The sequence below is a fragment of the Albidovulum salinarum genome (genome assembly GCF_025673475.1).
GTDB classification, from domain to species: Bacteria; Pseudomonadota; Alphaproteobacteria; order Rhodobacterales; family Rhodobacteraceae; genus Albidovulum; species Albidovulum salinarum.
This window is the reverse complement of sequence record NZ_JAOVQO010000001.1, coordinates 407,366-425,582: the sequence shown is the minus strand read 5'-3', so window position 1 is coordinate 425,582 and position 18,217 is coordinate 407,366. Positions and strand designations below refer to the sequence as shown.

14 protein-coding genes and 3 pseudogenes are annotated in these 18,217 nt (G+C 60.2%); 10 read left to right on the top strand and 7 right to left on the bottom strand.

Features of this window, described 5'->3' with window-relative positions; translation table 11 throughout:
* The 3 genes from OEZ60_RS02045 to OEZ60_RS02035 all read right to left on the bottom strand — a co-directional run.
* Positions 1-312: DDE-type integrase/transposase/recombinase (locus OEZ60_RS02045; RefSeq protein ID WP_263332727.1), on the bottom strand; the 312-nt coding region annotated here is incomplete at its 3' end.
* Positions 313-370: 58 nt separating this feature from the next.
* On the bottom strand, positions 371-1,879 hold the full coding sequence (locus tag OEZ60_RS02040) for a sulfotransferase (RefSeq protein WP_263332694.1): 1,509 nt from the start codon (positions 1,877-1,879) through the stop codon (positions 371-373).
* Complete coding sequence (locus OEZ60_RS02035) at positions 1,876-2,121, bottom strand: hypothetical protein (protein ID WP_263332693.1); 246 nt, start codon at positions 2,119-2,121, stop codon at positions 1,876-1,878. The genes OEZ60_RS02040 and OEZ60_RS02035 overlap by 4 nt, the downstream gene beginning before the upstream one ends.
* A gap of 426 nt (positions 2,122-2,547) precedes the next feature.
* Between OEZ60_RS02035 and OEZ60_RS02030 the strand changes: the two are divergent.
* From OEZ60_RS02030 to OEZ60_RS02020, 3 genes and pseudogenes are all read left to right on the top strand, one after another.
* Positions 2,548-3,254: pseudogene (locus OEZ60_RS02030) on the top strand (IS6 family transposase).
* A gap of 201 nt (positions 3,255-3,455) precedes the next feature.
* Positions 3,456-4,709: an arylsulfotransferase family protein gene (locus OEZ60_RS02025; protein ID WP_263332691.1), complete on the top strand. Its 1,254-nt coding sequence runs from the start codon at positions 3,456-3,458 to the stop codon at positions 4,707-4,709.
* A gap of 599 nt (positions 4,710-5,308) precedes the next feature.
* A pseudogene (locus tag OEZ60_RS02020) lies at positions 5,309-5,770 on the top strand (integrase core domain-containing protein); the annotation flags it as partial.
* 219 nt (positions 5,771-5,989) lie between these two features.
* Here the strand turns inward: OEZ60_RS02020 and OEZ60_RS02015 are convergent.
* Positions 5,990-6,907 (bottom strand): LysR family transcriptional regulator, encoded by a 918-nt coding sequence (locus tag OEZ60_RS02015; RefSeq protein ID WP_263332689.1) that lies wholly within the window; start codon positions 6,905-6,907, stop codon positions 5,990-5,992.
* Positions 6,908-7,003: 96 nt separating this feature from the next.
* Between OEZ60_RS02015 and speB the strand changes: the two genes are divergently transcribed.
* From speB to betA, 7 genes are all read left to right on the top strand, one after another.
* Positions 7,004-7,975 carry an agmatinase gene (gene speB, locus OEZ60_RS02010; protein ID WP_263332687.1) on the top strand — a complete coding sequence of 324 codons (972 nt, stop codon included), beginning with the start codon at positions 7,004-7,006 and terminating at the stop codon, positions 7,973-7,975.
* Positions 7,976-7,978: 3 nt separating this feature from the next.
* Entirely contained in the window at positions 7,979-8,761 is a 783-nt protein-coding gene (locus tag OEZ60_RS02005) for an SDR family NAD(P)-dependent oxidoreductase (protein ID WP_263332685.1), read from the top strand.
* Positions 8,758-9,495: an SDR family NAD(P)-dependent oxidoreductase gene (locus OEZ60_RS02000; protein ID WP_263332684.1), complete on the top strand. Its 738-nt coding sequence runs from the start codon at positions 8,758-8,760 to the stop codon at positions 9,493-9,495. Before OEZ60_RS02005 ends, OEZ60_RS02000 begins: the two co-directional genes overlap by 4 nt.
* The gene (locus OEZ60_RS01995) at positions 9,492-10,382 is read left to right on the top strand and encodes a polysaccharide deacetylase family protein (RefSeq protein WP_263332682.1); all 891 of its coding nucleotides are present in this window, start codon (positions 9,492-9,494) and stop codon (positions 10,380-10,382) included. The genes OEZ60_RS02000 and OEZ60_RS01995 overlap by 4 nt, the downstream gene beginning before the upstream one ends.
* A 64-nt stretch (positions 10,383-10,446) precedes the next feature.
* Entirely contained in the window at positions 10,447-10,611 is a 165-nt protein-coding gene (locus OEZ60_RS01990; protein ID WP_263332680.1) for a hypothetical protein, read from the top strand.
* Positions 10,612-10,618: 7 nt separating this feature from the next.
* The gene (locus tag OEZ60_RS01985; RefSeq protein WP_263332678.1) at positions 10,619-12,082 is read left to right on the top strand and encodes a purine-cytosine permease family protein; all 1,464 of its coding nucleotides are present in this window, start codon (positions 10,619-10,621) and stop codon (positions 12,080-12,082) included.
* Between the two features lie 81 nt (positions 12,083-12,163).
* The gene (gene betA, locus OEZ60_RS01980) at positions 12,164-13,861 is read left to right on the top strand and encodes a choline dehydrogenase (RefSeq protein WP_263332677.1); all 1,698 of its coding nucleotides are present in this window, start codon (positions 12,164-12,166) and stop codon (positions 13,859-13,861) included.
* Positions 13,862-14,258: 397 nt separating this feature from the next.
* Here betA and OEZ60_RS01975 read toward each other — a convergent pair.
* From OEZ60_RS01975 to OEZ60_RS01965, 3 genes and pseudogenes are all read right to left on the bottom strand, one after another.
* A pseudogene (locus OEZ60_RS01975) lies at positions 14,259-15,282 on the bottom strand (IS110 family RNA-guided transposase).
* A gap of 130 nt (positions 15,283-15,412) precedes the next feature.
* Positions 15,413-16,120 (bottom strand): IS6 family transposase, encoded by a 708-nt coding sequence (locus tag OEZ60_RS01970; protein ID WP_263332675.1) that lies wholly within the window; start codon positions 16,118-16,120, stop codon positions 15,413-15,415.
* A 68-nt stretch (positions 16,121-16,188) separates the two neighbouring features.
* Positions 16,189-18,102: a DUF3604 domain-containing protein gene (locus OEZ60_RS01965; protein WP_263332673.1), complete on the bottom strand. Its 1,914-nt coding sequence runs from the start codon at positions 18,100-18,102 to the stop codon at positions 16,189-16,191.
* Positions 18,103-18,217 lie beyond the last annotated feature (115 nt).

Genomic DNA, 18,217 nt, shown 5'->3' with positions numbered 1-18,217 from the left:
CTCATGATCGACGGCCCGCCAGAGGTAGTGCCGCTCGCCGTTGATCTTCACAAACATCTCGTCGAGATGCCATTGCCACTGCGGCCCAGAACGCAAGCACTCGGCACGTTTCTTGCGGATCTCGGCGTCGAACATCGGTCCGAAACGCTGCCACCAGAACCGGACCGATTCATGGCTTATGTCGATGCCACGCTCGTGCAGCAGGTCCTCGACGTTACGGAGCGAGAGCGGGAAGCGCACGTACATCATCACCGCCAGGCGGATGATCTCGCGGCAGGTCCGGAAGTACTTGATTGGGGCGTCTTTCGTTATCCCGCGACGCTACGAAACCGCCCTGCCCCACTCAACGGAATTCCCTCTGACAAGACCCTTACAAATACTGCGCTGGAGTCTTGATGCCCGCGCTTTGACGTTTCGCAATAGCTTCCATCTCCCGATAAAGAGTTTCCGCCTCATCGTACAGTTCTTGGTCAAACAGCCCCGGCATAGGTTGATCGGGTTCGGAGCGAAAATAGCCAGAAAACTGCAAAGTGGATTGGTGCAGACCCAAAGCCACGCATAAGTCCTCCATGGCCCGTTGTGGCGACGAGCGAAGATCGTCCTGAAGCACGAAGATACAAGTCTCTTGATAGTTTAGAATTTCGCGAAAAGCATGAATCCAATACTGCAGCCAATAATTTCCCGAAGATCGATCGTAGCTGTTCGATTCAACGCCTGGAAACAGAATAGGTTTATGAAGTTGTCCGAATTCAAAGTGACCAATATCACGCATGTATCGACGAATGAATGCGTCCCGATCATGCAATTTACAGAAGTTTTGATGCTGTCGCAGTAGCGAAGCCGCGTGGGCACCTGGCTGCCTTATCGGGACGACGATCTGGCTATTTGGGAAGGCGGCTTTCAAGAACGAGATGCGCGCGATGTTGGCATTGTTCTTTGAGCAATATCTTGCATTTTGAAAAGAGGAAGCTTCTCCCTGATATGACCGCGCATTGATTATCTTGATCATGTGGTGAAAGAGAAATTGCTCACTCTTATTTTCTCTATCTGTCTCATCCCAGCACTTGATACCAGCCTCCCCATACTTGTCCGGCCAGCACAATTGCCACACGACTTCTTCAAAAGCTTCGGGACTTTCGAGGTCAATTTCGAGACCGTCGCCATGGGCGCGCTCCCGGCGTTCGACAGATCTGCTACTGCCTCCTGCGAGTAGGTTCCAAAGCCGGGGTGCGGTGAGGAAGGGCATATCACGATAAGTATGCGTGGCTATACTTGGCATATCATAAAGTGCATTTAAGACAGCGGTTGTGCCGGCTCTAGCTAACGACGTAATGAAAATGGGTCGAAATGAAGTCTGTTCCGCAGTCATCGGCATAAGTGCATCCTCTAACCGGGATGCTGTTTTCAGAACCTTCGGGTGGGAGAACGCGATCATGTGGATCAAGCGGTCCGCAGTCGAGTAGCGGTTCGCTGAGGCGTCTTCTTTTACGGATGGGCTTCGCCGGCGTCTAATAAACTCGGACAGTAGAACGCCCAGTATCGATAAGCCGAGAATGTACTCCCATTGTAGCATGAAGTTCATCACATCCACGCTGGAGGCGAGCCCGACGAGTTCTGCGCCGAAAATAGGAACGGAGGCTGCGACGAGAGTCAGACCGAAACGCCAGAAAATACTGAATGCGGATTTGATCAGGCCGAAGCCTGCGCGTCGGACGGCAACTTCTTTCCCAAGGTCATCGAGCTCCTGGTCAAGCATCGCCGAGACTCCAGCCGCGGCCAGATTCAATGCTTCTCTTGCAACGCCGACGATTGCCAAGCCCTTGAGGGCGAAGGCAAAGGCTCCAACCGCAAGTAGCGAAACTACGGCCTCGACGATCACTCCGACTTGTCTTTCGCCTTACTGCCGCCTGTTCCTCTCTTCAAGAGTCGTTTGAGCGGGTACCAGACAAGCCCGATCAGAAGAAGAAGGAAACCGAATCCCACGGCTATGGTAACGGCGATGGCGCCAAGACCCGCGCCGGGGCCAATGTAGGCAAGAGCTGAGTTTGGTGTTAGTGCCGCCAGCGAAAAGCCAAGAATTGTGTTTATTAAAGCTGGGCTTGACGCCATCCGAATGCTCATTGTTCAAATCCTTCCGTACAAGTGACAAATAAAATGCGATCCTAGTCCACCGCCACGATTGCAGGTATTACAATCCCAGCTTCAGTCCAAAGGACTTAGGCGCTTGCGTACTTTTTGACAGTATCAAATTTGCCCCGCACCAGAGAAGAGTCAATTTCGGGCGCGCGTGGGAATCCCGGAGAGAGGTGGCTCGGTTGATCGGAACAGGCGTGGGGGTCCTGTCAGGGAAACTTGGCGTGAGGTGTGACAAGGCGGTGGCTAGCGTCCCGCCATAACCAATGAGCACCTCCCCGAAAATCGGACAGTGACGGAATCTACGATCTGACATCTGCTGGTCTCCAGGAACGAGGAGATCAGAACATGTCGAAAGGCACGGTCAGAAACTTCAACCTTGAGCCGGGCAGTTCGGATCTGTAGCGTCCGGGGATGAGCAGATCCAACCCGCTCAAAGGCTTTCATAGCAGCCCAGACGTGATCCGCCTGGCGGTCATGCTGTATGTGCGTTTCCCGCTCTCGCTGCGGAATGTGGACGACCTGCTCCACGAGCGCGGGATTTATATCAGCTACGATACGATCCGCTTCTGGCTGAGCCGGTTCGGGCCGATGTTCGCCGCCAAGATCAAGCGCAAGTGTGTCGATCGCATGCGCGCATTCTCGAACTGGCGCTGGCATCTGGACCAGGTGTTCGTGAAGGTCAACGGGAAGCGGTGTTTCCTCTGGCGCGCCGTGGATCACGAGGGCGAAGTTCTGGAGGCGGTCGCCACCAAACGCCGGGACAAGCGCGCCGCTGTGAAATTCCTGAAGAAATCAATGAAGCGCTTTGGCCTGCCACGGGAGATCGTCACGGACCTGCTCCGTTCGTATCGCGCCGCTCTCAAAGCCCTCGGAGCCGCCGATCTCCAGACGACAGGACGCTGGCTCAACAACCGAGCGGAGAGCTCGCACTTACCATTCCGACGACGGGAGCGGGCGATGCTGCGGTTCCGGCGGATGCGAAGTTTGCAGATGTTCGCCGCCGTTCAGGCCTCCGTCTAGAACCTCTTCAACAGGGAACGCCACGTCTCCTCCAGACGCAATTTCAAGCTCAACCGCACTGCCGCCTTGAAGAGTGGCGGCAGTTCTGCGCGGCCTAAATCCGACGTCGCGAGTTGTTCGGAGACTGGTTAGCAACTGTCTGACAACGACATTTCAAGGAATACAAGAGAATGGCGCTTATTGTTTCCGAATGTCTGCCAATTCTTCCTTGCGAAGCGCCCAAGGTCGCATGCCACAACTATACGCACTATCGTTCGAGTCGGTGGTGCTGCCCGTTGTCGTCTCATGGAATGTAGAAGATGAGCGCGAAAACCCTTTCGATCTTGTCGGGCCTGTTTCTTTCGCTTCTGGCCGCGTTCTTTGTCGGTATGTGGTCGACGCATAAGGACTGGTGGCCATGGCAGAAAACCGATGAAATCAGGTCTGCGGTCCGATCCTTTCGGGCCACCGGTCGCATCCTGCCACCCATTTCATTCTCTCGCCGCCGCCCCGACGCGGCGAACGAGCGCCATGTCGTTCGTGATGAGGCTGCCATCGCTCCGGGCTATTGGTTAATCAACCGTTTTGACGCGGATCGTGTGAGATACTTTGTCGATCTTCTGAGCCCGTCTGGAGAAGTCGTTCTTTCGGTTCCGATCGACTATTCACTTGTGTTCGACAGTGGCAATCCGGGTGAGTTAGTGCATGGGGTAGCCATGCTTCCCGACGGTTCGGTGATTGTAACCTGGGACGCCGCTATGGGAATGGCACGCTTCGACCCTTGCGGTCGCGTGATCTGGTCCCGCACCGATCAAGTCTACCACCATTCGATTACGGCAGGGCATGAAGGTTATTGGACGTGGCAGGCGTCACGCTGGGATGGCGGGCATGACCAAAGGATGGTCAGGTTTAACCCCGAAACTGGAGATATCCTTGAATCTATTGACCTTATCGACGATGTAATCAGTATTTCTGCATCCAATTCGCTTGCGCTCAGAATACCGGAGAATTTCTCATTCGACCGAGATATGGGCGAGAACGACAAGGCTGACCTGTTCCATCCGAACGATATCGAAGAGCTTTTGCCAACTATGGCCGCAGCCTTCCCGCAGTTCGCGTCTGGGGATCTTTTGGTCAGCATGCGCAACATCGACATGTTGGCAGTGATCGACCGCCGGACGGGGGGGGTCAAATGGGTAGCCTATGGTCCCTGGAACGACCAGCATGACCCCGACTTCAATATTGACGGTACGATCACAGTCTTTTCAAACAATATGGATAGGTTCCGGTCAAACATCATTCGCCTCGATCCCCGAACCGGACGTACCGAGGATGCGCTTCTGGGCACGGGTCTGGATTTTTTTAGCTTCATAATGGGAGCCCATCAGCTTTTACCGAATGGAAACTGGATGATCACCTCTTCAATGCAGGGGCGGGTGATGGAGGTGACACCGGAGGGCCAGATCGTCCGCGAATACAATAACCTGATTGACGAAACCTATAATGCACTGGTGCCTTTTGCAGAATTCTTGCTGTTCGACTATCTGACGGCAGTTCCGACCTGTGAAAAGTAATACTATGACGGAGTGACCACGATGAGTGGCTCTGTTGCGCAAATCGGGTGAGGGATTCATCTCGTGAATCCAGCGTGGTAGCTGGGCGGCATGGTAATCCTCCGCAAAGCGGATGGGAACGATTTGTAGACATGGCGTAACCGTCCGGTCTGACCGCCCTGCCACGGGGTGAGAGAGCGGGATAGTGTCCACCATCGATAGTGGACACTATGGTGCAGGCGTGTCGCGGCGGACGAAGCGGCTTTGGTCGGATGAGGAAAAGCGGTCGATCTGTTTCCAGACGGCTGCGCCGGGCGTTTCGGTGGCGCAGGTGGCGCGGCGCTACGCGGTCAATGAACTGGGAAGAGCTTTGGTAGCCCACGTCCCAGGCCGCCTCGGAAACGGTTTTTCCTTCGGCGATCTTCATCGCGGCGTTGTTCAGCCGCATCGACTTCACGAACTGGATCGGCGACATCGTCGTCGCATCCTTGAACCGCCGGTGAAACACTGATCCTCCCCCAGTGAAGTGGTCCGCCGTTATGTTTAGGAGAACGGAGGATCGACATGGCTACGAAGCGGCACAAACCTGAAGAGATTGTCATGAAGTTGCGGCAGGTTGCCGCACCGATGACGGCAAGGCATTCCGCACGCTGAACATCCTCGACGAGTTCAGCCGGGAGTGCCTGGCGATCCGGGTCAGGCGGAAGCTGAGTTCGGTCGACGTCATCGATGCTCTCACCGATCTGTTCATCCTGCGCGGAACACCCACCTACATCAGATCCGACAACGGCCCCGAGTTCGTCGCGCAGGCGGTCCGGGACTGGATTGCCGCCGTCGGTGCCAGGACGGCCTACATCGAACCAGGGTCACCCTGGGAGAACGGATACTGCGAGAGCTTCAACGCCAGGTTCCGGGACGAGCTGCTCAACGGCGAGGTCTTTTACAGCCTCCGAGAGGCCAAGATCCTCATCGAGCAATGGAGGAAACACTACAACACGAAACGCCCCCACAGTGCTCTGGGCTACCGCCCGCCGGCCCCTGAATCCGTCATCCCGATGGACCAGAGGCCAGTCATGCACTAACAATCAAATCGGACCACTCAGGTGCGGCTGATCAGGCATGCCGCGATGGGCAGGAGCGCCAAGAGTATGTCCGAACGCTATTGTCAGCAGCATGAACGCGATGTCTGGGACATTTCGTCCCGTGGCGCTTTCAACTTGTCCAGTTGGGGGTCGCATTGTCCTCCAAGCCGAGGCGGGCTCACGCTTTCTCTCACCTTCAACCTAGCGCTTCTGCCAACGTTAGCTATGTTGGCGCCTGAGAACCGCCTGGGCCAGCAGTTCCGCAGCACGTGTCGGGCGCTCGCGTGGATAGACGATCTGGAAGGTGTCATCGAAGGCCATCCGGTCCGGGGCAAGCACGCGCAGCTGGCCGTTTCGCACCTCCTGTTCCGCGAAGTGCTGCGGCAGGAAACCGATGAATGCACCCGAAAGCAGAAGCATGAGCGTGCCCTCCATATGGGCGGTGACGGCACGCCAGTTGAAATCCACGCCGCAGATCTGGGTCTGCGCCATGTAGGTTCGCCCTGCGAAATCCTGTTCTGCGAGAAGCTTCTCGGTGATCGTATGGTCCGGAACGGAGAAGAGTGGGTGCGCGCGACCGCAGTAGAGGTTCTGGCGTTCGTCATAGATGTTGATGGCGTGGGTCTGTCCGAGCAGGCGTTGCTCCGGCATCAGCACGATCTGATATCGGCCATTGAGAATACCCTGGGACAGCACCTGCGGCGCGGCAATATCGATAGAAAGGCGCAGTCGCGGAGCCTCGTTACAGAACTCAGCGATTGCCAGGTGAAGATTCAAGGAATGGTTCGTCACCATCGCGTCGACGGTTCCAAAACTCAGATCGCCCGAAAGCTCGCCTTGCGCCTCACTCACCGCGCTTTGGAATCTGTCGATGGAGCCGAAGAGATCCAGCATCGCAGAATGCACCTGCCGTCCCTCGTCCGTCAGGTAGAAACCACCGCGGCCACGTTCGCAAAGACGCACTCCGAGCCGTTCTTCGAGATGGCGCATGTGGGCCGATATCGTGGCCTGAGTCATGCCGAGGTTCGCCTGGGCAGCCGAAAAACCATTGGCGTGGACGATTTCCGCGAAAACTCGCAGAAGACGAAGGTCGACATCCGCCAGCTTGGCATGGCTCGGTTTGGTGGCATTTTCCATTCATAGATATTCACACAAGTAAACTTAGAAACATATGTATTTTTAGACGCCAGCGCCCATGTTCTCCTGCCCCGACCATTTCGAAGGGGGATCAGAATGTCCGACAACGCATATGACCGAGGGCGTCTCAATCTGCCGTTTGTCGGCATCTGCACTTTCGGCAAGTCCACCTATGTTGCGGACTGGGATAAGATCGACGCCGATGTCGCCATCCTCGGCGCACCTTTCGACTTCGGCACCCAATGGCGGGCCGGATCACGTTTCGGGCCGCGCTCGATCCGCGAGGCCTCGACCCTGTTTGCATTTGGTCATGGCGGCGCCTACGACCACGAGGACGACGTCACCTATCTACCGGCCGACAAGGTTCGGATCGTCGACCTGGGCGATGCCGACATCGTGCATACCGACACAGAAACGAGTCACGCCAACATCGAATTCGGCGTGCGCAAGATCCTCGCGGCCGCGGCGTTGCCGGTGGTGCTTGGGGGCGATCACTCGGTCAATATTCCCTGTATCAACGCCTTCGACGAGGATTGCGCGAAGAACGGTCCCATCCATGTCGTCCAGTTCGACGCGCATCTCGATTTCGTCGATGTGCGTTACGGCGTGCGCCACGGCCACGGCAATCCGATGCGTCGTGCCGCCGAGAAGGGTTATGTCAGCGGATTGACGCAGCTTGGCATCCGCAACGTCTCATCGACAGCGCGCGACGGGTACGAGGACGCCCGGGCCATGAGTTCAGACATCCTGTCGGTGCGCCAGATCCGCAAGCTTGGGGTCGAGGCGGTGCTCGCGCGCATCCCCGAGGCTGCACGCTACTACGTGACCATCGACATCGACGGGTTCGATCCGTCAATCGCGCCGGGCACTGGCACGCCGTCCCACGGCGGCTTCATCTATTACGAAGTGCTGGAGCTTCTGGCGGGTCTCGCGAAACGCGGCCGGATCGTTGGGGTCGACCTCGTGGAGGTCGCGCCAGACTACGACCACACCGGCGGCACGGCGATCCTCGCGGCGCAGGTTCTGATGAACCTTATCGGCCGCATCATTCACGCGCGCGGAGCGTGAACGATGGGGCGGATACACTACGACTTCTCGGGCGAAAGGGTTCTGGTGACGGGGGCGAGCCGGGGCATCGGCTTCGCCGTCGCCAGGGCCTTCGCGATGGCCGGTGCGGATGTGGCGGTGCTATCGTCCGGCTCCGGAATTCACGCCGCTGCCGAGGCCATCGCGGCGGAGTGCGGGCGGCCCTGCCGGGCGTGCGAGGCCGACATCACAGACAGCGCGTCGATCAAGGCCGCACTCGCCGATCTGGACCGGATCGACGTTCTGGTGAACAACGCCGGGCTGGAGCGGATCACGCCGCTCACTGATCCGGACGAGGCAATTGAAGAGACCTTCCGGCGCATCACCGACGTCAACATCAACGGCACCTTCTATGTCACCCGCCACGCGGTGTTGAAAATGCCCGAGGGCAGCAGCGTCATTGTCACCGCCTCAATCTGGAGCCGTACGGCGGTGTCGGAGTTTTCTGCCTATGTCGGCTCCAAGCACGCCAATCTTGGCTTCACCAGAGTCATGGCCAAGGAACTCGGGTCGCGCGGAATTCGGGTGAACGCGGTCTGCCCCGGCTGGGTCAGGACCGAGGCTGCGATGCTGTCGTTGGCAAATATGTCGAAGCGGACCGGCCGCAGAGAAGAGGATCTACTGAACGAGATCACCGGCGCACAGGTGCTGCCGGGGCTGATGGAGCCCGGCGACATGGCCGCCGCCTATCTCTACCTCGCCTCCGACGGCGCCCGCGACATCACCGGACAGGCGATCATGGTCGACCGTGGCGAGGTGATGGCATGACGGCGCGGGTCCTCATCACCGGTGCGGCGCGCGGGATTGGCGCGGCCGCGGCCTTCGCCTTCGCCCGGAAGGGCGCGCGCGTGGTTCTGGCCGATCTGAGTCAACCCGAAGCCACGGCCGAGGCCGTGCGCGGCGTAGGGGCAGCTGAAGTCCAGGCCCTTGCGTGCGACGTCTCTGACGCCGTTGCCGCGACTTCGTTGCGCGACGCGGTCAAGGAAACTTGGGGCGGGCTGGACGTGCTCGTCCACTGCGCCGGCATCATCCACGAAGCGCCACTTCTGGAAACCCCGGTCGCGGACTTCGACCGGGTGATCGCCGTCAACCTGCGCGGCAGTTTCATGATTGGTCAGGCGGCGATCAGTCTGATGACCCCGGATTCGACCAATCCGCCACGCATCATCCTGATCGCCTCCGACATGGCCTATTACGGGCGCGAGACGTTTTCGCCCTATGTCGCTTCAAAACACGGCGTTCTCGGCCTAGTGCGCAGTTGGGCGAAGGAGTTCGCCCCCGGCATCCTCGTCAACGCCATCTGCCCCGGCCCGATCGACACCGAGATGCTGGGCGCAGCCAACATGAGCGCGGAGTGGCGGCAGAAGGAACTCGCGATTCCACTGGGACGGTTCGGCCAGCCTGACGAAATCGCGGCGGTCGCCACATTCCTAGCCGGCGAAGGCGGGCGCTACTTCACCGGCCAAGGCATCGGCCCCAACGGCGGGAGCGTCATGCCATGATCGCCAATCCCATTCCCTGGCCGAATGGCACGAAATGCGCGGCCTGCATAACCTTCGACATGGATGCCGACAGCCTGATCCATCTGGCCCATCCTGAGGATGGCCATAGTCGGGTCGCGGCGATTTCCATGCTGCGCTACGGGCCGGAGGTCGGCATCCCGCGCATCGTGGAAAGCTACCGTCAGCTCGGTCTGCGCCAAACATTCTTCATTCCCGCCTGGTGCATCGAAGCCTATCCCAAGGCGGTCGAGGCGATCTTGCAGGGCGGGCACGAAATTGCCCATCACGGTTTCCTGCACGAACATCCCCGCGAGGTATCGGCCGAGGCCGAGGCGTACTGGCTCGACCGGGGCCTCGAGGTGATCGTCAAGGCCACAGGCCAGCGCCCGCGCGGCTGGCGCGCGCCGCTTTACAACTTCTCGCATCGTTCCGCCGACCTTCTGGCGGAACGCGGCTTTGTCTACGACGCCTCGCTGATGGGCGACGACCAGCCCTATCTGCTCGAAAGCGCCGCCGGGCGGCTCGTGGAACTGCCGTCGCACTGGGGAATGGATGACTGGCCGCAATACGTCCAGTCGATGGACCTCGACTACATGATGCCGATCCGCGCGCCGGAACAGGGCTTTCTGCCCTTTGCGCAGGAATTCGACGCGGCGCGGCGTCACGGCGGGCTCTGGGTGCCGGTCGTACATCCTTTCGCCACCGGCCGCCTGGCCCGGTGGGAGGTCGTGCACCGGTTCCTGGAACAGGCTTTGACGCATGGCGACGTGTGGTTCGCGCCGATGGAGGAGATCGCGGCCTACGTTCTGAGTGTCGTGAAGAACGGCGACTGGAGACCGCGGGTCGACAGGGTGCCCTACTATGCGGACCCGATCCGGGTCCGGTGATGCCGCCAACGGCGGGAGGAGAGGATACGCGGGCCGAGGCGGCCTGCCAGAACGGGAGGAGAAGATGGAAAGATTGAGTTCTGACTGGCTCGCCGAGATAGACAGGCGCGCCGACATTTATGAGGCGATCGGGGATGAGGCCGAAGGCTGCATGACCGCGATCGACTATCTCGGGATAGCGGCGTTGATGCTGTCGCTGACCATTGGTTTCTGGATGTGGGTGGCCTGAGATGACAATGGAAACACTTTCTGGCACTTATGCACCGCGGCCGGCACCGGATGCGTCGTCCAATGACTACGCCGCGGCCGCCGAACGCGGCGACGCCCCCCTCCTGCCGTCCGAGCGGCTCTGGGGGTTCAAGGAATTCACGTTCGCAAACTCTGCATTGGCGATCGCCACCTGGGCCTTCCTCATCGGCGGGGCGGTCGGGCTTTTCGTCGGCCCCAAGGAAGGTATTGCCGCTATCGTCATCGGCAATATCCTTGGCGTTGTCCTGACCGCGCTCGCCACGACCGTGATGGCGGGGCGCTACGGTGTCGAACAGTTCATCGGCATCCGCAGCCAGTACGGATACAACGGCAGCCGACTTGTCTACCTCCTCGCCGTGATCGTCCTGACCATGGGATGGCTCGCGGTGCTGGCCATGATGTTCGGGCGTTCCATCGACGGGCTGACAGCGCTCGCGACCGGAGGCACCGCCAATCCTACGGGGATCAAGGTCGCGATCGCTGCAGTCGGTGCGGTCCTTCTGACCTGGTATATCGTTGCGCGCGGCCCGACCTCGATCAAGGTCTTCAACATGATCGTGTCGCCACTTCTGGTGCTTCTGATGATCGCCATGCTCTGGCTGATCTTCCGCCAGCACAGCTTTGCCGAACTGATGGGGATGGAGGCACTCGATCCGCCCTTCGAGGACAAGCGGCTGAACTTCATCATCGCGATCGAGATCAACATGGCCGCGGGTTTTTCCTGGTGGCCCTATATCGGCAACCTCGCGCGCCTGACCAAGAACGAACGCACCGCCTTCTGGCCAAACATCTTCGGCATCTTCGGTGCCGCGGTTCTGGGCGAGGTCGTCGGTCTTTTCGCTGCTGTGTCGATGGGGGATAGCGATCCTACGGTCTGGATGACGCAGATCGCTGGCGTAGGCGTCGGGATCGTCGCGCTCGGATTCATCGCCTTCGCCAACATCACCTCCATGGCCAATATTCTCTACACTTCGATCGTCGGGCTTCGGCAGGTCGGAACGGCGGGCGTTCGGAGGATCGGCTGGGGGACGCTGCTGTTTGCCTTCTGCATCATTCCGTTGATCCTCGTCGTCGCCTATCCGCAGATGTATGACGGGTTCTTCATTTTCCTCGTGTGGACCTCGGCGCTTAACTCCGCACTCGCCGGGATCGGGATCGCCGACTACTTTTTCCTGCGCCGTCAGCAGCTCGACCTGCGGGCGCTGCACGGGCGTCAGGAAGGCGGTGCCTTCCAGTTTGTCGGCGGCTTCAACCCGATCGGCCTCTTCGCGCTGGCGGTGGGCTTCGTAACCTATGTCTGGCTCTTCAATCCCCAGACGCTCGATAACGTGACGGCCTTCCGCTACCTCACGGCGTCGCTGCCGTCCTGTGGCATCGCCGGGCTGTTGCACTATGTGCTGACCCGGATCTTCGCCAAGGGACCGCACTGGGGCAACTACCCCGGCAACTGACACGACATCGGCAGCGGGCGTTCGCGCCCGCCCACTCAAAGCCACACAACCCAACCTACTTTGAAAGACGGAAGGTGCCCTATGAGCCAGTCCTTCGACTATATCATCATTGGCGCAGGTTCGGCCGGATGCGTTCTGGCGAACCGGCTGAGCGAAGACCCCAAGACGCGCGTTCTGGTGCTGGAATTCGGGGGATCGGACAAGTCCATCTTCATCCAGATGCCGACGGCGCTGTCGATCCCGATGAACGGCAAGAAGTACAATTGGCGTTACTTCACCCTGCCGGAGCCAGGTTTGGACGGGCGGCGGGTGCATTGCCCGCGCGGCAAGGTCCTGGGCGGATCCTCCTCTATCAACGGGCTAGTCTATATGCGCGGCCATGCCCGCGACTTCGACGAATGGGAGGAGCTTGGCGCACGGGGCTGGGGCTATGCGAACTGCTTGCCGTATTTCCAGCGCGCCGAAAGCTGGAAGAGTGGCGGGGATGAGTGGCGCGGCGCCTCCGGCCCATTAGCCACAAACGCTGGCAACGAAATGAAGAACCCCCTTTACCGCGCCTTCGTCTCGGCCGGGCGCGAGGCGGGCTATGTCACCACCGACGACCCCAACGGCTATCTGCAGGAAGGCTTCGGCCCGATGCACATGACCGTAAAGGACGGTCGCCGCTGGTCCACCGCCAACGCATATCTGAAACCCGCTATGACGCGGCCGAACCTGACGGTTCTGACCCATGCGATGACGCGGCGGGTGATCCTTGAGGGCAAGCGCGCTGTCGGCGTAGAATACGACCGCGACGGGCAGCTCCACGTCGTCCGCGCCGCGCGCGAGGTTCTGGTCGCCTCCGGTCCGATCGGTGCGCCGCACCTCTTGCAGCGGTCCGGCATCGGCCCGGCCGAGGTTTTGCGCAATGCCGGGGTCGAGGTCGTGCACGACCTGCCCGGCGTGGGCGAAAACCTTCAGGACCATTCCGAGGTGTATATCCAGTACGCCTGCAAGGAGCCGATCACGCTGAACGGCAAGATGGGGCTTTGGAGCCGCTTCCTGATCGGGGCGGAGTGGATCCTGTTCAAACGCGGCCTGTCGGCGACCAACCATTTCGAAAGCGGCGGCTTCATCCGCTCGGACTCGTCGTTGCAATGGCCCGATATCCAGTTCCACTTCCTGCCCGCAGCGATGCGGTATGACGGAAAAAAGCCGCTGAAAGGCCACGGTTTCATGGTGCTGACCGGCCCCAACAAGCCGAAGAGCCGGGGTTATGTCCGATTGCGGTCGGCCGACCCTTATGAGCAACCGGATATCCTGTTCAATTACCTCGACCGCGAGGAGGACCGCGAGGGCTTCCGCCGCTGCCTGAGGCTGACGCGTGAAATCGTCGCCCAACCCGCCTTCGACCGGTTCCGCGGCGAAGAAATCGCGCCGGGCAAGAACGTGCAGAAGGACGACGAGATCGACGCGTGGGTGCGCGAGACGATGGAAAGTACCTACCACCCCTGCGGCTCCTGCCGCATGGGCGAGGACAAGATGGCAACCGTCGACAGCGAGCTGAAGGTGCACGGCATCGTGGGGCTGCGGGTGATCGACAGCTCGGTCTTCCCGAGCGAGCCCAACGCCAACCTAAACGCACCTACGATCATGCTGGCCGAACGCGCCGCCGACATGGTGCTCGGACGGCAGCTTCTGCCGCCTTCGAACGCGGCGGTGGGCGAAGCGACGGGCGTGGGGAGGACGCAGAGGAGTCGAACGCCGGTGCGCAAATTTGCAACCTCCCGGCTGAGCTAAGGTGTTCAGTCCCGGCATCTGGTGGATCGGATCGACGATGAATCTGTCTGGCCCTGAAGTCCAGATGTGACGGTCAGTTCGCAGAAAACCGTCTCTCCGCCTTCGAGCAATTCGCCCGGAGCTGTCATTTGTGGACGGCTCCTGTTTTGCAAGGGTTTTCTTGAGCGACTTGGATCGAAGCGGGTTGCGGTCATTTGTCCGGCCTTTGAGCGCGGTGCGTCTGACCGCTGGCCCTGATGAAGTCCGCGTGCCCGGTCCCAATCAGACAGGCGAGCTTTGACGCCCTGACAGCACCTCGGGGTGTCCCGGCAGCGGTCTCGCTTGATCATCATCACTCATCTCTGCCCTTGCATCTCGTCGCGACGCCGTTGGAGCGACGCTTTTAGCTCTCTTCTGTTCAGATTACCGTTTCGACCCTGTAGCTCTCTCCCTTCACGAGCAGCGCCCATGCAGTGCGCCGTCTTGTTGGCAATGGCCACGGTCACGAGCCGCGTTGGCTTACGTTCAAGCAGGGACCTGACCCAGGCCCCGGTTCGGGTATCGGTGGTTGGCACGCGCCGTGTCACCGAGGTGGCGCCGACGACCAGCTATCGGCGCCGGTAGCCATTCCCCATCTTCGACACGCGCCCCAATCGCTCCTTGCCGCCAGAGGAGTTCTGCCGCGGCACGAGCCCCAGCCAGGCCGCAAACTGACGACCGAATCGGAAGACGGACGGATCCGACACACTGGCCGCGAGCGCCGTGGCGGTGATGATGCCCACGCCCGGGATCGTCTCGAGCCGCTGGCTCGCCTGGTTCTGCCGGTGCCACGCCATCAGTTGGCGTTCGATCTTGCCAATCTCTGCGGCCAAGGCCTCGAGCTGCGCGGCCAGCGACAAAAGCGCCGATCGAGCGAGGGCTGGCAGGTTCAGCCCGCCGTCAGGGTCGCTCAGGCGGTGGACCAGGTCGACAACCTTCCGTGGTCCCTGTGCGGTGATCATCCCGAACTCCGCCATATGTGCCCGGATTGCGTTGAGGATCATCGTGCGCTGCCGCATCAGCAGGTCACGCGACCGGTGCAGGACGAGAACCGCCTGCTGCTCCTCGCTCTTCACCGGCACGAAGCGCATGTTCGGCCGTGTCACCGCCTCGCAGATTGCCTCGGCATCGGCCGCATCATTCTTCTGACGCTTCACGTAGGGCTTCACATACGCGGGTGGGATCAGCCGCACGTCATGACCGAGCGCCGCAATCGACCGCGCCCAGGAGTGCGAAGTCGGGCACGCCTCCATGCCGATCAGGCAGGGCTCAAACTGCCTGAGAACATCGAGCAGAGCAGCTCTTCGCACCTTCCTCTGCAAGACAACGGCGCCATCCCCGTCAACGCCATGAAGCTGAAAGACGGACTTGGCCAGATCGATCCCGAGTGTTGTAATCTCCATGTGGTCGGCTCCTTCCTTCGTTGGCTGTCACACAGCACCAACATGGCACAATGCGATGCCGTCGGGGTGGAGCCGTCCACACCATCAGACGGATTCGAACCAGTCTCCGAATGGACAGTGAGCTTGCCCCTTATGCGGCGCCGAGTTGACGCCACTCGGCGAGAGCGGCGGCGCGGTTCTTCTTGAAATTTGCCCTCGAGGAGAAGCTACGCTCCGAGTTGAAATGGTTGAAGACTGAGGCGTGGACGGCGGCGAACATCTGCAGACTTCGCATCCTCCGAAATCGCTGCATCGCCCTTTCTCGTCGTCGGAACGGCAGGTGCGAATTCTCCGCCCGATTGTTGAGCCAGCGACCAGTTGCCTGGCGGTCGGCCGCACCGACCTCCTTCAATGCGGCGCTATAGGAGCGCAGCTTGTCGGTGACGAAAATGTGCGGGCGACCGTAGCGCTTCATTGATTTCTTGAGGAATTTCAATGCCGCCTTCTTGTCCCGCGTCTTGGTCACGAAGCTCTCGAGGACCTCACCCTCATGATCGACGGCCCGCCAGAGGTAGTGCCGCTCGCCGTTGATCTTCACAAACATCTCGTCGAGATGCCATTGCCACTGCGGCCCAGAACGCAAGCACTCGGCACGTTTCTTGCGGATCTCGGCGGCGAACATCGGTCCGAAACGCTGCCACCAGAACCGGACCGATTCATGGCTTATGTCGATGCCACGCTCGTGCAGCAGGTCCTCGACGTTACGGAGCGAGAGCGGGAAGCGCACGTACATCATCACCGCCAGGCGGATGAACGCGCGGCTCGTCTTGAAGTATTTGAACGGGTCAGGTTTCGACATTAAGCGACGCTAGTCGGCGCCCTGCCTCGCCGCAAGCTAGGTTCCTCTGACACCGCCAACAGCCCAGATCAGCCGTGGTCCGGCGTGTACCAGATCGGTGATGTGTAGGCTCTGTCCTGCTGGATGGCAGGAACACCTTCTGGAAGGCCAACCTCGAAGAAGGCAGCGTCATACGTGGTCCAGCGCGGCGTCGGAATTTCGAGCACGCGAACGTAGTAGAACGCGCGCTCCGCGGGATCGAAATCGGGATCCTCCCAGTAGGCCATCATCAGCGCCTCGCCGATGTCGTTCGTGTATGTCGCGCTGGGGATATCCACAGTGTTGCCAACGAGCGCATCGCATTTTCCATCGACGATGGCGCGGTCGTCCGAGCAGGCAACGTCGATCACCTGCTCGCGCAGTTCGCCGCCGACATCCAACCATCCTTTGACGACCTGAATGCGGTCGACGTTGGCCCCGTCGGGGTCGCGTAGCGCCCGGATCATCAGGCGCGGAGCCGCCCCTTGAGGCGCGGACGCAAGGTCGCCGCCCATCGGAACGCCTCCAGCATAACCGGTCTTTGCAAAGTCCGGTCGCAGCACGTCAGCGGGATCGTAGTCCCAGCCCGCGAAGACCCGCACGGTGATCCGGCTGCCGGTGGTGGCGTATGTCTCCTTGCGCTTCATGGCATCGAAAAGCGCCGTGCGCGTGTTCTCCCTCGCCCAGACGCCCTGAAGGCCAGAGGCGAGCGTTTCGAACTCGTAGGTGCCGGTGCCCTTCCCTTCAGGGTCCGGGACAATCTGCGCGTCGAACCGGTCGGCAGACGGTTCCATCGGGGTGACCTTCCCAAAATAGTTGTCCTCGCGCGTTGTGGACAAGCCTGTATGCGCATCTGTTGCGCCGACCATACCGAACTTGAACGGGTTCACGCCGAGATCCTGTTCCAGTTGGAGGCCCAGCTTGAGCGCGCCTCGCGCGTACTCATTCGGCAGCATCTCGGGCGACTTGGCCTCGCCGTTCCAGTTTCCGCGATCCCAAGTGCCGTAATCGGCGAACTCGTCGTCCGGCGACAGAAGCGGATGCGCCTCGCCGTCTCCCTTCATCTGCGTGACTTCGTAGAGCGGTTCCAATCGCGCACGGCGCTCTGCATAGGCAGCGTCGATCGGGTTGCCCGACATGTCTTCGACGGCGAACATCACGCCATTGGAAAGATTGCCGTTGTGCGGAATGGCAAGAAGGTCGCCGCCGGTTTCGGCTACGTAAGTCTCCATCCAGTTCCAAAGATCTTTTGGATCGTCGGAGTCCGTCGCCCCGAACGGGAGAAACCGGTTCGCCTTGTCAGCATTGTCCCGGTACACGACCACGCGGTGCAGGTTGTTCCCGCTCGGCGCCGACGACCACTCGTAACCTATGAAAGCGGTGAAATTTCCCGGGTTGTTGTAGGTGTCGGCATATCCGGTGATCTCCTCCCATATCGGGCGCGCGACATTGGGGTCACCGAGCGGGTCCTTGCCCCCGACAATGACATTGATGCCCCAGTTCTCAAACGCCCCATAGATGTCACCTGCCTGATACATCTCGTAGGTCGAGCGTCCGACCTCCGTAGCCAGGAGCTTCGGGTCGGCCCGTTCCAGCATCTGCGAAATCCCGAGGCTCTCGGCATGGTCGGCGACAACCAGCCAGTCGAGCGGACGCACCAGTTTGACTCGCATGCCCATGCTCGCCGTCACTTCCTCGCCGCGCGCGAAACGATAGGCATCATCCGGGCCGAGCCGAGCTCCGACCAAGCCCGCATCCCAAGAATATGAAGTATGAAGGTGGGTATCGCCCCAGAATACCCGGTTCGGGAAGTCCTGTCCTACAAATGGCGAATACTGGCCCGCAGTCGAGCTAAACTCGTCCCGAGATACCGCGAAGTCGGCCCCGAACGACTTACCCTCCTGTGCCAGGGCCGCGCCGGAGCAGATCATTGCAAAGCAAAGTCCCGAAACAAATCTGAGCATCGTCTATCCTCCTCCAGGAAGTGCTATGAGCCACTTCTTCAAATGTAACTTACCATACTTTCGGTGGTGTCAGACCAATTCGAACTCGTCTCCACAAGGGCAGGATCGCTGTCCC